The sequence below is a fragment of the Hymenobacter siberiensis genome (genome assembly GCF_018967865.2).
In the GTDB taxonomy this organism is placed as follows: domain Bacteria; phylum Bacteroidota; class Bacteroidia; order Cytophagales; family Hymenobacteraceae; genus Hymenobacter; species Hymenobacter siberiensis.
The window spans coordinates 1,910,926-1,923,878 of record NZ_JAHLZY020000001.1 but is presented as its reverse complement, the minus strand read 5'-3'; the positions used below and the strand labels follow the sequence as shown (position 1 = coordinate 1,923,878).

Annotated in this window: 12 protein-coding genes; 3 read left to right on the top strand and 9 right to left on the bottom strand. The window is 60.3% G+C overall.

What is annotated here, in order from left to right; all coding sequences use genetic code 11:
• Window positions 1–68 precede the first annotated feature (68 nt).
• The 8 genes from KQ659_RS08525 to KQ659_RS08490 form a co-directional block, all read right to left on the bottom strand.
• Window positions 69–542 (bottom strand): hypothetical protein, encoded by a 474-nt coding sequence (locus KQ659_RS08525; protein WP_168674043.1) that lies wholly within the window; start codon window positions 540–542, stop codon window positions 69–71.
• Between the two features lie 206 nt (window positions 543–748).
• Window positions 749–1,591, bottom strand: a complete 843-nt coding sequence (locus tag KQ659_RS08520) for a phytoene/squalene synthase family protein (protein WP_216689174.1) — start codon at window positions 1,589–1,591, stop codon at window positions 749–751.
• An 87-nt stretch (window positions 1,592–1,678) separates the two neighbouring features.
• Window positions 1,679–3,148, bottom strand: a complete 1,470-nt coding sequence (locus KQ659_RS08515) for a phytoene desaturase family protein (RefSeq protein ID WP_216690717.1) — start codon at window positions 3,146–3,148, stop codon at window positions 1,679–1,681.
• 138 nt (window positions 3,149–3,286) lie between these two features.
• The gene (locus KQ659_RS08510; RefSeq protein WP_168674046.1) at window positions 3,287–3,841 is read right to left on the bottom strand and encodes a sigma-70 family RNA polymerase sigma factor; all 555 of its coding nucleotides are present in this window, start codon (window positions 3,839–3,841) and stop codon (window positions 3,287–3,289) included.
• Window positions 3,842–4,066: 225 nt separating this feature from the next.
• Window positions 4,067–4,966 carry a MerR family transcriptional regulator gene (locus tag KQ659_RS08505; protein WP_216689175.1) on the bottom strand — a complete coding sequence of 300 codons (900 nt, stop codon included), beginning with the start codon at window positions 4,964–4,966 and terminating at the stop codon, window positions 4,067–4,069.
• Between the two features lie 95 nt (window positions 4,967–5,061).
• Window positions 5,062–5,535 carry a sterol desaturase family protein gene (locus KQ659_RS08500; RefSeq protein ID WP_216689176.1) on the bottom strand — a complete coding sequence of 158 codons (474 nt, stop codon included), beginning with the start codon at window positions 5,533–5,535 and terminating at the stop codon, window positions 5,062–5,064.
• Between the two features lie 215 nt (window positions 5,536–5,750).
• Window positions 5,751–6,557 carry an enoyl-CoA hydratase/isomerase family protein gene (locus tag KQ659_RS08495; RefSeq protein ID WP_216689177.1) on the bottom strand — a complete coding sequence of 269 codons (807 nt, stop codon included), beginning with the start codon at window positions 6,555–6,557 and terminating at the stop codon, window positions 5,751–5,753.
• A 149-nt stretch (window positions 6,558–6,706) separates the two neighbouring features.
• On the bottom strand, window positions 6,707–9,067 hold the full coding sequence (locus tag KQ659_RS08490; protein WP_216689178.1) for a ComEC/Rec2 family competence protein: 2,361 nt from the start codon (window positions 9,065–9,067) through the stop codon (window positions 6,707–6,709).
• Window positions 9,068–9,196: 129 nt separating this feature from the next.
• Here KQ659_RS08490 and KQ659_RS08485 point away from each other — a divergent pair, with 129 nt between their 5' ends.
• On the top strand, window positions 9,197–10,132 hold the full coding sequence (locus tag KQ659_RS08485; RefSeq protein ID WP_216689179.1) for a phytanoyl-CoA dioxygenase family protein: 936 nt from the start codon (window positions 9,197–9,199) through the stop codon (window positions 10,130–10,132).
• Between the two features lie 15 nt (window positions 10,133–10,147).
• On the opposite strand, the gene KQ659_RS08480 is transcribed toward KQ659_RS08485, so the two are convergent.
• Entirely contained in the window at window positions 10,148–11,413 is a 1,266-nt protein-coding gene (locus KQ659_RS08480; RefSeq protein ID WP_216689180.1) for a hypothetical protein, read from the bottom strand.
• A gap of 104 nt (window positions 11,414–11,517) precedes the next feature.
• On the opposite strand from KQ659_RS08480, the gene KQ659_RS08475 reads away from it, so the two are divergent.
• Entirely contained in the window at window positions 11,518–11,760 is a 243-nt protein-coding gene (locus KQ659_RS08475; protein WP_216689181.1) for a hypothetical protein, read from the top strand.
• A gap of 12 nt (window positions 11,761–11,772) precedes the next feature.
• The gene (locus KQ659_RS08470) at window positions 11,773–12,933 is read left to right on the top strand and encodes a toxin-antitoxin system YwqK family antitoxin (RefSeq protein WP_216689182.1); all 1,161 of its coding nucleotides are present in this window, start codon (window positions 11,773–11,775) and stop codon (window positions 12,931–12,933) included.
• Window positions 12,934–12,953 lie beyond the last annotated feature (20 nt).

Here is a 12,953-nt window from a genome sequence, read left to right as displayed (position 1 = left end):
GCCAACGCTAATACTCGCTATGCTCGTCACAAGCTGAAGCTTGTGATACAAGGGATTAGGCCGGCTGGCTACTCCTTTACTTTGTTCAGGCGCTGGGCCTCCTCCTCGCTCACGTGCCCACGCCCCACCAGGAAGCCGCGCACCGTGCGGAAGGCTTCCGCGTCGAGCCCCGTGCCGGGGTGTTTGAGCGCGGCGTTGAGCAGCAGCCCCTTGTCTTCATCCACGTGCTTGCTCAGGCCCAGGAAGGCGGGCAGGTTGCTTTCGACTGAGAAGCGGAGGAAGCGGATTTCGGGATTTTGCGGGTCGATGCTCACGGCCTGGTCGAACGTTTTGGCCGCGTCCTGCACGTAGGTGAGCTTGTTGAACATTGAGGCATCGCGGGCCCTGATGGCCTCTGATGCACCTTTATAGGCCAGCACCAAGCCGTCGCGGTCTTTGTATTCGGCCAGTAACTGGTAGAATTTTTCGCCGGCCGACTTATCGGCGGCCGCCAGCTCGTAATGGCGGCGCAAGTTGGCGGGATGGTAAGGAGACGACGACACGGGAGGAATGGGGAAGTTTAAGAAAAAGGGGCGAACGACTGCAGCGGCCCGCCCGGCAATACTACACAAACCGGCCGCCGACGACGACGAGCCAACCCCTAAAACCAGCGCAAGAAACAAGAACCCGGGAATTCGCATATCAGCAAAACTACGGCGTAAGGCCGCAATGCAGATGCTCTCAGGCAAAAGCCAGGCCCAAAATTGCCTCAAATGCGCGAGAGTCGGTAGCGGAGATAAGAACCCAGCAGCAACAGCAGCTTGGTGTTGTCGGGCACGCGCACCCGCTCGCCCAGAATACGGGCCGCCGACAGCTTTTTAATTTTATAGAACAGCTTGAGATAGTACACGTAAGCCAGGTACACGCCCAGCTTGGCACTGCGCGGTAGCTGCTGAATGCCCGCGTAGGCCGCCTCAAAATCGGCTTTAATATCAGCTTCAATTTCGGCTTTGGCAGCGTCGTTGAAGCGGGCGTACACCACGCCGGGGAAGTACACGCGGCCCCGGTCCTCGTAGTCGGAGCGAATATCGCGCAGAAAATTCACCTTCTGAAACGCCGAGCCCAGCCGCCGGGCCGGCTCGCGCAGCCGCTCAAACATGGCCACATCGCCATCGCAGAAAATGCGCAGGCACATCAGCCCCACCACTTCGGCCGAGCCGTAGATATAGTCCTGATACAGGCCGGGATGGTAGTTCTGGTCCTCCAAATCGAGGGCCATGCTGTGCAGAAAAGCCTCAATAAACTCCCGGTCGATGCCATAGCGGTGCACTACGTGCTGGAACGCGTGCAACACCGGATTGAAGCTCAGGCGGGTATCGAGCGCCTCGTAGGTCTGCCGGCGAAAGTCGGCCAGCAGCGCGGCCTTGTCGTGGTCGTGAAAAGTATCCACGATTTCATCGGCCCAGCGCACGAAGCCATACACGGCATACACCGGCAGGTGCAGCCGCTCGTCGAGCGTGCGAATGCCCAGCGTAAACGAGGTGCTGTAGCGCCCCGTAATGAGCTTGCTACACGCCAGACTGGTGTCGGTAAAGAGTTTAACGTGGTCCATTTGATGAATTAAGAATTAAGAATTATTAATTAAGAATAACCAGAAACCTGCCGGCAAGCTCAATTTTTAATTCTTAATTATCAATTATTAATTCTCTTTCAATACTTCCCCCGCCACTACCTGCCCCGAAATGAGCGAAGGCGGCACGCCGGGACCAGGCACAGTGAGCTGGCCGGTGAAATACAAATTTGCTACTTTTTTACTCTTGAGCGTGGGCTTTAGAATAGCCGTTTGCTTGAGGGTGTTGGCCAGGCCGTAGGCGTTGCCCTTGAAGCTGTGGTAGTCGGCAATGAAGTCGCGGTGGGCGTAGCTGCGCTTGTACACCACATGCTCGCGGATGGGGTGGCCGCAATGCTTTTCCAGGCGGTCCATCAGCAGGTCGTAGTAGCGCTCGCGGGTGGCCTCGTCGTCGGTGAGGTCGGGGGCCACGGGAATGAGCAAGAACAGGTTTTCCTGGCCTTCGGGCGCTACGGTGGGGTCTGTTTTGCTGGGCACCGAGGCGTAGTAGAGCGGCCGCGTGGGCCACTGCGGCTGCTCGTAAATCTCGCGGGCGTGCTGGGTCAGGTCCTCGTCGAAGAATAGGTTGTGGTGGCGCAGCTTGTCGAGCTTGCGGTTCACGCCGAGGTAGAACAACAGACTGGACGGGGCCATGGTGCGCGAATCCCAATATTTGGCATCGTAGTGCCGGAACTCCGGTTTGAGCACCTGTTGCTCGATGTGGTGGTAGTCGGCACCGGCCACCACGGCATCGGCCGCAAAAAAGCCGCTGGCCGTGCGTACGCCGGTGCTGAGGCCGTTTTCGACCACAATTTCCGTCACTTCCTGGTTGTATTCGATTTCAACGCCAAGTTCTTCGGCCAGGCGCACCATGCCTTCCACAATCTTGTGCATGCCGCCTTTGGGGTACCAGGTGCCCAACGCCAGGTCGGCGTAGTTCATCAGCGAGTAGAGCGCGGGCGTGTTTTCCGAAGTCGCGCCGAGAAAGAGGATAGGAAACTCCACCAGCTCCAACAGCCGCGGGTCTTTGAAAAAACGGCGTACGTGCTTGTGCATGCTTTGCAGCACGTCCATCCGCACCATGTCAACCAGCAATTTCGGGTCGGCAAACTCGAAAACCGAGCGGCTGGGCGCGTACACCAGCCGGTTGATGCCGACCTCATACTTATACGCCGCCTGCTTCAGGAACTCGTCGAGGCGGGCGGCGCTGCCGGGCTCGTAGTGCTCGAACAGCGCCCGCAGCTCGCTCATCTTAGCCGGAATATCCACGGCCTCGGGCCCCTTAAAAATCACCTGGTATGATGGGTCGAGGCGTATCAGCTCATAGTAATCCGTCACTTTGCGGCCGAAGCGGGCGAAGTACTTCTCAAACACGTCGGGCATCCAGTACCAGCTCGGGCCCATGTCGAAGGTGAAGCCCTGGGCGTGAAAAACCCGGGCCCGCCCGCCGGGGCCCTCATTTTTTTCGAGGAGGGTGACGCGCCAGCCGGCCTGGGCCAGGGTGGTAGCGGCCGCCAGTCCGGCAAAGCCGGCCCCGATTACGACGGCCTGTTTCGGGATAGTGGGGTTGGAGGGCAAAGGCAGGTAAGAACAGATTTGGTTGAACGGACGGGCGAAGTACGCCCAAAAAAGAAGCCGCCGGCCCAGCGCCGCAAGTGCAGCAGCAGAGCCGGCGGCCATCGCACGGGCAGAAACTGGCTAGTCTTCCAGAACTTCAGCCGCTTCGGTTGCGGCAGAGGCACCCACCGGGGCATACACCTGCAAGGCTGCTTTCAGGTCCTTGCGGGCAATGTGGATGCGGTTTTTAACGGTACCAATCGGGATTTGTAGCTTCTCGGCAATCTCCATGTACTTGTAGCCGATGTAGTACATCATAAACGGCGTGCGGTAGTCGGTACCGAGGCTGGAAATGGCCTCGTTGATATCGCGCACCACGAAATCCGACGTAGCGCCGTTGTGGGTGATGTAGTTCTGGTCAGTGTTGAAATACTGGAAATACTCCGTCGAATCGATGTTGGAGCTGCGCTTGGTAATCTTGTTGTAGTTGTTGATGAAGGTGTTGCGCATGATGGTATACAACCACGCCTTCAGGTTGGTACCGGCCTTAAACTTGTCCTTGTTAAGCAGGGCCTTGAGAAGGGTTTCCTGCACTAAGTCTTTAGCATCATCAGCGTCTCGCGTCAAGTTCATGGCGGCGGGCCGGAGGGTGAGCGAAATCTTCTGCACTTGCGAGGTGAATTCTAGCGAAGTCATACTGTTTAGCTTTTCGTGGCCGATTGTTAAACAAATATACGTACCAACCGCAAATTCGACCAGCTCCGGCCAAAATTATTTTACTCGGCACGCCTACTTCTTTCGGGTAGGAGCGGCAAATTACACCTGGCAAGCATTTTGGCAGCGGTTCGGGTCCAGTTTTATTATTATCGTTTTGTGAAGGCTGCGCCCACCTACGGGATTTGCTGGACGGCAAATTGCTACTCAGGCCGCCTCGGACTCGGTCGCCTCGGCAGAAATCAGGGCCAGGAAATCGGTCATCAGCAGCGGCGACACGCAGTTGGCGGGCAGCTCCAGCCCTTCCTGCCGGGCCAGCGGGCCATATAGCACCAGCTGGGCCTCGGGAAACAGGGTGCGCAGCTCGCGGGTGTACTCGGCCACCCGGCCGCGCTCGGGCTGGGTAGTAAGCACCGTAGCCACGGCGTAGGGCCGGTAGGCCGCGTTCACATTGGTGAGGCCGACCGTAGGCAGGTTCTGACCCAGGTAGAGCGTATGCTGGCCCCGGGCGCGCAGCAGGTAGTTCATAAAGAGCAGGGCCAGCTCGTGCAGCTCATCGCCGGGCAAAAACAGCACCCAGCGGCGGGCCGTAGTGGGTATCTTGGGCAGGGCATCGGTGGCGGCCAGCAGCTTCTGGCGCAGCAAGTGGGCCAGCATGTGCTCCTGGCCCAGGTCCACGGTACCGGCCAGCCACATTAGGCCAATGCGCTGCAGCAGCGGGTAGGCCACGCGCAGCATCGTATTCTCGAAGCCAAGGCGGACGGAGGCTTCGCTTAATAGCTGGTCGAGGCGGGGCTCATCGAAGCCCAGCATGGCGGCCAGCAGGTCGTTTACCTGGCGGTGGTAGTCATGCGAGTCATCGCAGCAGGCCAGCACGGCTTCACTGATTTCAGCATCCGTAAGGCGGGCCACCTGCGAGATGCGCTGGCCCCGGCCGCAGAGCGTGGTTACGTTGAGCAACCGCCGCAAGTCATCATCGCAATACGTGCGAATGTTGGTGGCCGTGCGTACCGGATGCAGCAGGCCGTAGCGCTGTTCCCACATGCGAATAGTGTGCGCTTTGATGCCCGAAAGCTGCTCTAAGTCACTGATAGAGAATTGGCCCATTTTTTTAATTAAAAATTATAACCTTATAAATCGAGAATCACCTGATAAAACCTATAATTATTCCAGTTTAAAACCAATGTTCTATTGGTCATGTTTTAATTTCCCGTCTTTATTTTTTTCCTCCGCGCCAGCTGCAAGTATTTTGGCGAAACCCACAGCAGGCCAAACTCGGCCGAACTATCGCGGCCCGTGGTTTTGTGGTGGGTTTTGTGGGCCATATTGAGGGCCCGCAGGTAGGTATTCTGCGATTTTTTCCAGAAGCGCAGCCGGCCGTGAATCAGTACGTCGTGCACGAAGAAGTACACCGTGCCGTAGCAGGCAATGCCCACGCCCACCCAGAACCACCAGCGCCCGCCATTGTCGCCGGTAATGAACAGTACGGCCGAAATGGCCCCGTAAATGAGGAAAAACAAGTCGTTGCGCTCCACTGGGTGCGGGTGCCGCACATGGTGCGAGCGGTGCAGAAACCATAGCGGCCCGTGCTGCACAAACTTGTGCATAAACCACGCCCAGAATTCCATGAATCCGAAGGTAGCGAGGGTGATGCCAATGGCGGCCAGTGTTGTCATGTGGAAGTAACCGGAACTGGAAAAGGGTTGTTTGGAAATAACGCGGAAACGCCGTTCCGTCCCCAATAAATTCCGGGACGGAACGGCGTTGTTGCAAAGCTATTGGAGTTGTTTAGAAAGTCACAAAAGGTGCTCAAACGGTCATGCAGAGCGCAGCGAAGCATGACCGTTCGGGGACTTTCTAAACAGCTTCATCAGCTAACAGCTTATTCAAGCTACCAGCCAATCTTTTCTTTGCTGAGGCAGGCGGCAATGCCTTTGCGGCAATCCTCCGAGCCCCGGGCTTCGGCGTTGCGCTGGGCGGCATAGCGCAGGCCTTCTTCGAGGTCGAGCTCGGGCAGGTGGGCCAGCATCTCCTTGGTTACTTCCATGCTCTGGCCCGAGTTTTCGCGGCACAGGCGCTGGGCGAAGGTGTGCACGTTCGCGGCCAGCTCCTCTTTGGGGGCCAGAAAGGTGATAAGGCCCATGTCGAGGGCCACCTGGGCCGAAACGGGGTCGCCGGTGAGCAGCAGCTGCTTGGTGCGCGACTCGCCGATTTTGCGCAGCAGAAACACGCTCACGATGGCCGGCAGGAAGCCAATTTTCACTTCGGTGTAGCCAAACTTGGCCTCGGGCACGGCAAAGCTCAGGTCGCAGATGGCGGCCAGGCCGCAGCCGCCGGCCAGGGCGTGGCCCTGCACCTGGGCAATCACCACTTTTTTGAGGGTATAAATCTGGTGGAAGAGCTGCATGAGGTGCGTGCTGTCTTCCAGGTTGTCGGTGTAGCCGTAGCCCTGCAGCTCCTGAATGTAGGCCAAATCGGCCCCGACGCAGAACACATCGCCGGCCGAGCGCAGCACAATAACCTTGGTTTCCTCATCATCTTCGGCGAATTCGAACGCCTGTTTCAACTCGGTTATTACGTCGGCGTTCAGGACATTACGCTTGTCGGGACGGTTGAGGGTGATGTAGCCGATGCGGTCCTGGGCTTCGTACTGAATGTAGCGGAGGGCTTCGAGTTCGGGCGTGAGCAGGTTTTCCATAGGGGCGGGTTTGGCGCAGACGGATGGTTTCAGCAGGGATACCGCCGGCGGGGCAATGGTGGCATCTCTTGGGGCAATTAACGCAAAAAGTGGATGGATGGACTACTCCGCTCGACTAAACGCCCGACCAAAACGACGAAACACGCTGGCTATCGGTCCGTTGGCGGCGTTGGGGTCAACCCGGAGCGGGCGCAACTTTTTTTGTGCGCCAGGCTTTCGCGGGCCCCGCCTACCGCCCCCCCCAGCGGCGGCGCACAGGAGAAAGCACCCCGCGCCGTGACGTCCCAGGTGCGGAAACCCTGGGCGCGCAGCAGGGAATCCTGCCGGGCCACGTACCAGATTTTGCAGCTCGAGTCGAACACCACCTGCACCTGTGGGCCGAATACGGCGGCCACGGTTTCGGGCTTCAGGCGGGCGTTGCGGCGCAGCACCAGCACATCGACGGGCGCGGGCCGGGTAGCGCTCGAAATGCGGTTGGAAACGAAAGCCACCCGCAAGCCGTGCCAGCGGGCCAGCACCACGGGGCCGGGCTTGAAGTATAGGGCTGAGTTGGCACTATCGGGGTCGGCCAGGCGCTGCACGGGGATGGTGCAGCCGCGCCAGCCCACGCGGTAGGCCGTGCGCCGCGCTGCCCGCCGGATGATGCCCGGCAGCAGACGGTAGGTGCGCTCGGTTTCGGTGAGCGGCAGCGAGTCGGGCGTGACAAACTCGGCCGCCGCGCCCTGCCAGAACCCCACCACCGAGCGGCGCGGAATGCTGTACACAATGAATTCTTCGGTGGGGGCCACGGCGCGGGCTTCGGCCACGCGGCTACCGCCGTAGCAGAGTAGCAGCAACGCCATGCCGCGCAGCCAGCCCAGCCGGCGGGTGTTCAGCCAGGCCAGGCCGGCCCCGATTATACCAAATAGTAGCACCGTTTGCAGCGCCGAAACGTGGATATCGCGCACCACCCAGCCGGAGAAGTAGCGGCTTATCAGGAAGATGTATTCGTTGAAGGCCCACACCATCCATTCGAATAGCTGCGCCACGGCCCGGGGCAGCAAATCGAGCCACCACGCCGCGCCGGCGGGCAACAGCAGGTTGATGGTGGCCATAATGCCCTTCACCGCCAGCAAGGCCAGCCCCACATACACCGCCCCGCTGGAAATGGGCACGGCCACGAGGTTGGAAAGCAAAAAGCTGAACGGGAACTGGTGAAAGTAATACAGCCCCAGCCCAAACGTGGCCACCTGCGCCGCCAGCGACAGCGCCACCGCCTGCCACACCTTATCCAGAAACCAGCCGCTGCCGCGCCAGGCCCACTGCACGGCCTTGGGCTGCCAGGGCCGGCGGCGGGCATAGAAATATGCTTCAACATCCACCCAGCGGGCAATGCGCGGCTGCACGTACACGATGCTGAGCACCGCCAGAAACGAAAGCTGAAAGCCCACGTCGGCCACCAGAAACGGGTTCCACATCAGCAAGCCAAACGCGGCCACGCCCAGCGTATTAAAGATGGAATCCTGCCGCCCCAGGGCCCGGCCGATGATGATGACCGTGAACATCACCGTGGCCCGCAGCACCGATGCCGACAGCCCCGTGAGAAAGGCGTAGCTCCAGATAACGGCCAGCCCCACCAGCGACGACCACAGCAAAAAGCCCCGCACCCGCCCAAATAGCTTGCGCAGCACCCACGACATGGCCGCGAACAACAAGCCCACCTGCAAGCCGCTCACGGCCATAATGTGCGTGGTGCCGGTGGCGGTGTAGGCCTGCTTGGTGGCCAAATCCACGTCGTCCTTAATGCCCAGCACCAGTGCCGAGGCAATGGCGTACTCGCGTTTGGCCTTGATGTAGTGCCGGAAAACGCCGTCGAGCTGCGTGGCCGCCCGCATGCTGACGGCCACCAGGATATTGGGCGGGGCCAACCGCAGCATCCGGTATTGGTCGGGGTGAATATATTGCTGGTGATAGACTTGCCGGTACTCCAGGTAGCGGGCGTAGTCGAACTCGCCGGGGTTGAGCGGGGGCTTGCTGGGGTCGGGGTGGCCGCGAATAAGCCAGACCTCGCCGTACTGCGGCTGCGCGATGCCCGCCACGCGGGGCAGCGATACCCGCACGCCGCCCGTGGCCCGGCGCCAGCGGCCGGCCACGCGCACAGCCTGCACTTTCAGGGTGGTGGCATAGGTAGCGGCCCGCACCACGGTAGCCTCGTCCACCACGGCCTGGTAGCTTTCTACTTTATCACCGAAGCGGTAGAGGTGGTCGGCGCGGCGGCTTTCGGTGGCGCGCTGGGTGAGCGTGGCCCCCAGCACGACGATAGTGAGCAGCGACACAACCCCGGCCATGTCGGCGGCGGCCGGCGTGCGCTGCCGCACGGCCCAGAAAATCAGCCCCATGCTCAGAACAGCCAGGGACACGGCCACGGGCCACAACTCCGGCCAACCAGCGCCGAGGTAGAGGTAGCCCACGATGCCGAGAATGAGCGCGGGGGTATAGCGCACGAAGGGAAAGGTAGCCCAGGCAATCATCAGAAGGGTAGAAGAAGGAAAGGATATTGGGCTGGCAATGTAGCGGTTTGGGCCGAAACAGCCAACTGCGGCCCGGCCACGCCTGCCCGCAGCCGTATCTTGGCTCCCTGAAAAACTCCTACCCCACTCATGCTTTCCCTGCTCCGCCGCCTCAAGCTCAGCTATGCCGTCTACAACGTTTTCCAGCGCCGCCGGCTGGCCCACAACCTGCCCATCTACCAGAAGCTGGGGCTGAGCAAGCGCTACTTCTCCCCCATCAGCAGCCGCGATTTTGCGGGTTTGCCTACGAATGCCGGCTTGCCCGCCGTACTGCCCCTGGCCGAGCGCCTAGCGGCTACGCCAGCCTTCGCGGCGCAGCCCGCCGCCAGCCAGGCCAGCCTGCGAGCGTTTGAGGACCAGGGATTTGCTATTCTACCGGGGTTTTTCAGCAGCGATACCGTCGATGGTATCAACCAGGAGCTGCACCAGCTTATTGCCAGCCAGGAAATCAGCGTGCGCTATGTCAATAAATTCATGTTTGCGTTTCGGAAGTCGGCCCGCATCCGGGCGGCGGGCGAGGGCGCGCTCCGGGAGCTGGTGGCTGCCCTGCTGGGCCACGAAACCAAGCTCTTCCAAAGCATCAACTTCCTCACCGGCAGCCAGCAGCGCACCCATTCCGACAGCATTCACATGAGCACCTTCCCATTGGGCGGCATGGCGGCGGCCTGGATAGCGCTGGAAGACATCACGCCCGATAATGGCCCGCTGCACTACTACCCCGGCAGCCACCAGCTGCCCTACTACCTCAACGCCGACTACCAGAACGAAGGCACCGAGTGGCTCATCGGCGACAAAGCCTACACGGAATACGAGGCTTACATCAACCAGAAAATCCTCGAAGCCGGCATTCCCAAGCAGGTTTTCCTGGCCCGCAAGGGCGACGTATTCATCTGGCACGCCAACCTGATGCACGGTAGCGAGCCGCACCTCGACAAGTTTCAAACCCGTAAGAGCATGGTGTTCCACTACTTCAGCCAGGGCCACATCTGCTACCACGAAATCACGCAGCGGCCGGCGCTGCTTTAGCGGCGAGTGCGGTTGTCAGGCCGCGAGCACCCGCTCGGCCACGCGCCGAAAAAACGGGGTATGGTGAGTAGTCGCATACTGTACCACGCGCTGCTGGGCCTGTGCGGCAGCGGGCGCATCGGCCGCCATCACGGCCAGATGCAGGTCGACCAAATCGATATGAACCTGGTAGTAATCGAGCAGCCAGTGGTGAGTTTCGAACTGCGCCAACGGGTGCGTTTGGGCGGGTGGGCAACCGGGAGCCGCCCGTCCGGTGCGCAGCCGGGCCACGCGCAGAAACGCCCGTAATAGCTCGTTATATACGTTAAGCTCCAACGTGGCTAGTTCGGGAAAGGCGGTGTTCGTTTCGGCTATCCATTCAACCAGCTCCTCGAACTGAGCGGTGAGAAACAGCGCCTCGGCCACGAAAAAGTGGTAGCCCGCCGGAAACGAGTTGTAGAACGCTGGCAGCGGCGGGGCGGGCGCGGCGGTGGCGCGGGGCGCGGCGATGGCTTCCCGCCGCAGGCGTGGCAACAACTCGGGGGACAAGACGGCTTCGGGCGCAGCGTGCCAGGCGGCCACGATTTCGGCGAACGCACGCCGTCCGCGCGGGAAGGCGTGGACGGCCGGCGGCACGGGCAGGGCCAGCAGCTGCGGTAGCCGCGCCCGCCAGGCCGCTTCGTCTTCGGCCAGAAACTCACCCAGAAACAAGGTGCCGTGTCCGAACAATTGGGCTTCGGGCGTAAGCTTGTGGCGCAGGTATTCGCACAGCACTTCGCCGTAGGCCCCGTTGAGGTGGGCCAGGTCGACAAATGACTCCACGAAAAATTCCTGGCCGGCCGGGTGGGCCGCCAGCCGTAGGGCAAGCGGAGCCGCCGCGCCGCCGGGCTGAACGGGCCGCGTCACGCGCCCCAGAAAGTAGCCCAGCAGCAGGCGCTCGGGCGGGGCCAGCCGTGCCATCGCCAGCAGCTCGGGAATGTCGGTGGGGAAGTTAGGGGCGGCGGCAGCGCCAGCGGCTTGCGCGAGGCCCGCCACGGCCTGCCCAAAGGCCGCGAAATCGGCGTGGCCGGCGTAGCGGGCCAGCGTGTCGAGGGTGTGCAGGTGGTAGCCGCCTTCCTTCTCAACCAGCCCAAAAAACCGGCGCAACGTGCTCGGGCTCAACCGCCGGCCGCCGGAACCGGCTGTTTTGGCTAATTCGGTTTCGAGGGCGTCGCAGTGGCTGGGGTAGCGCAGCGGCTGGCCGAAGCGGGTAGCGACGGCTTCGCGCAATGCAGTGTGGAGCGGGGGAGTGAGAGCGGGCACGGGGTAGAATAAGGTTGAGGTTGCCAAAGAAAAGAAATTTTTGGCCTTTGCGCCAGCGGGGTTCGGGCCGGCACCTTTGTCCATCACTTTTTCACAACTCCTGTATGAAGCTCACTTGTACCTCCTGCGGCCGGGGTCGCGTCTTCTTCGGCGATACCTGCACGCTCTGCGGTGCCCGCAACCGCAACAATACGCAGTCGATGGACCAGTTCTGGGGCAAGGGCAACGCCCGTCGCGAATCGTCGTCGGGCGGCGGCTCCTTTTTTAGCCCCGGCTGGGCCATTCCTTTCAAGCTGCTGTGGCTGCCCGTGCGCTTGGTGTGGTGGCTGGTGAAAATCCCATTTTAAGCTATTGGTACCATGAAATATTTCCGCTCTTTTCTCTTGCTGGCCTCATTCGTGGGCTTGGCCCTGCACGGTCAGGCCCAGAAGGCCACCGCCGCCAAGGCGCTCATCAAGCGCACGTACTACGACTACCAAGGCCGGCAGCTGCACGAGGAATATCAGTACGTTTCGACTCCGACCAACCGCTTCAGCAAGCAGGGCTATTACAAGGAATACAACGAAGATGGCACGCTGTGGCGCAAGCATAGCTACCGCAACAACAAGGCCGACGGCCGGCAATTGGAATACAGCACTTCGGAAGGCGAAACGTGGCTGGAATACGACATCATGGTGCGCAACAACCTGCGCAACGGCCCTTACATCCGCTACAGCGGGCCGAACGAGCAAATGTCGGCCGGCAACTACGTTAATGGAAGCCGCGAAGGGCAATGGAAATTCTATTATCCCGAAGGTCACGAGGTTTGCACCTACCGCAACGATAAAAAGGAAGGGCCCGCCACGCTCTTCTACAAAAGCGGTAAGGTGGCCGACCAATATGCCTACCGGGAAGACGAGAAATACAACGACGGCGACGTAAAAGCCTTTTACGAAGACGGCAGCCCGAAAAAGTCCGGTCACTTCACCGACGGGCAAATGGATGGCAAGTTCCTAGCCTGGTACCCCAACGGGCAACTGCGCTACGAGGAAAACTACGTAGCTGATAGCCGGGAGGGCCGCATTCTGGCTTTTGACCAGCACGGCGATACCCTGGCTAATGACCGATATGTGAACGATATAATGGTGGCGCACCGCAAGTCGGCGCAGGAACTGGCGTTGCAAGCCGAGAAGGACCAAAGAGCCAAGCGGGAAAAGGCCTCTGAAACGCTGGCAAAAGCTCGTAACGTGCTCGATGATGTCTTGTTCCTTGAAGACCGCCGCAGAGAAAAATCTGGCACTTCGGCTGCTCTTTCATCGGCGCGGTCTCCCTACGCAACTATCTACGATACGCTGGTACTTGCCTGTCAAAAAGCAGGCCTTGCCTCGGATAATCCCGATAAGGAACTCGCTATAGCTCAACGTTTGCTGGCTGCGATGCAACTGGCCCAAGAGATGTACAGCGGGAAAAATCCTGGTTTACAAGAAAAAATCGGCACCGAAACCGACCCGGCTAAAATATTTGCCTTAATGGGTATTTGATTTAACAAGACCCAATTTTT

Excerpts from the sequence above, each read along its gene's own strand:
- KQ659_RS08520 (WP_216689174.1), bottom strand. The coding sequence starts at position 1,591 with ATGGACCACGTTAAACTCTTTACCGACACCAGTCTGGCGTGTAGCAAG.
- KQ659_RS08510 (WP_168674046.1), bottom strand. The coding sequence starts at position 3,841 with ATGACTTCGCTAGAATTCACCTCGCAAGTGCAGAAGATTTCGCTCACC.
- KQ659_RS08505 (WP_216689175.1), bottom strand. The coding sequence starts at position 4,966 with ATGGGCCAATTCTCTATCAGTGACTTAGAGCAGCTTTCGGGCATCAAA.
- KQ659_RS08500 (WP_216689176.1), bottom strand. The coding sequence starts at position 5,535 with ATGACAACACTGGCCGCCATTGGCATCACCCTCGCTACCTTCGGATTC.
- KQ659_RS08495 (WP_216689177.1), bottom strand. The coding sequence starts at position 6,557 with ATGGAAAACCTGCTCACGCCCGAACTCGAAGCCCTCCGCTACATTCAG.
- KQ659_RS08490 (WP_216689178.1), bottom strand. The coding sequence starts at position 9,067 with ATGATTGCCTGGGCTACCTTTCCCTTCGTGCGCTATACCCCCGCGCTC.
- KQ659_RS08485 (WP_216689179.1), top strand. The coding sequence starts at position 9,197 with ATGCTTTCCCTGCTCCGCCGCCTCAAGCTCAGCTATGCCGTCTACAAC.
- KQ659_RS08475 (WP_216689181.1), top strand. The coding sequence starts at position 11,518 with ATGAAGCTCACTTGTACCTCCTGCGGCCGGGGTCGCGTCTTCTTCGGC.
- KQ659_RS08470 (WP_216689182.1), top strand. The coding sequence starts at position 11,773 with ATGAAATATTTCCGCTCTTTTCTCTTGCTGGCCTCATTCGTGGGCTTG.